This is a genomic window from Vibrio sp. 03_296, from assembly GCF_002265885.1.
Map to the genome: position 1 here is coordinate 1 of NZ_NPKW01000930.1, position 438 is coordinate 438.

Consider the following 438-nt stretch of genomic DNA (forward strand, 5'->3'; position numbering starts at 1 on the left):
TTGAGTTTTAACGATATTCTCGCAGAAGGATAGCAAACAAGATAGGCACAGCTAGCAAAAACACTCAGGGATCTTCGTCTAAGTAGTGAGACATTGTTAGAATGATGGCTGTTATTTAAGTGTGTGTAAGAAATTTCACGTTGGTTCGACTTATACTTTTTAAGTCGGTGAGTAGAGAGGGTTTGAATATGATTCAAGAAATCATAGAGACAAAATTACACAATACATTTGAACCTAGTCACTTGAGTGTGGTGAATGAGAGCTACATGCACAATGTACCACCGGGTTCGGAAAGTCACTTCAAGGTGATTGTGGTGAGCGATCTTTTTGAAGGTAAAAGATTGATCGCCAGACATCGTTTAGTGAATCAAGCATTGGCGAATGAGCTKGAAAATAACATCCACGCTTTGGACGATTCATACCTATCTGATCAGGAAT

Annotated in this window: 1 protein-coding gene; it reads left to right on the plus strand. The window is 39.1% G+C overall.

The genetic code is table 11. The annotated features are described in order from the left end of the window. Positions 1-188 precede the first annotated feature (188 nt). Positions 189-438, plus strand: a 250-nt coding sequence (locus CIK04_RS28930; protein WP_142995037.1) for a BolA family transcriptional regulator, incomplete at its 3' end; no start/stop codon positions are given.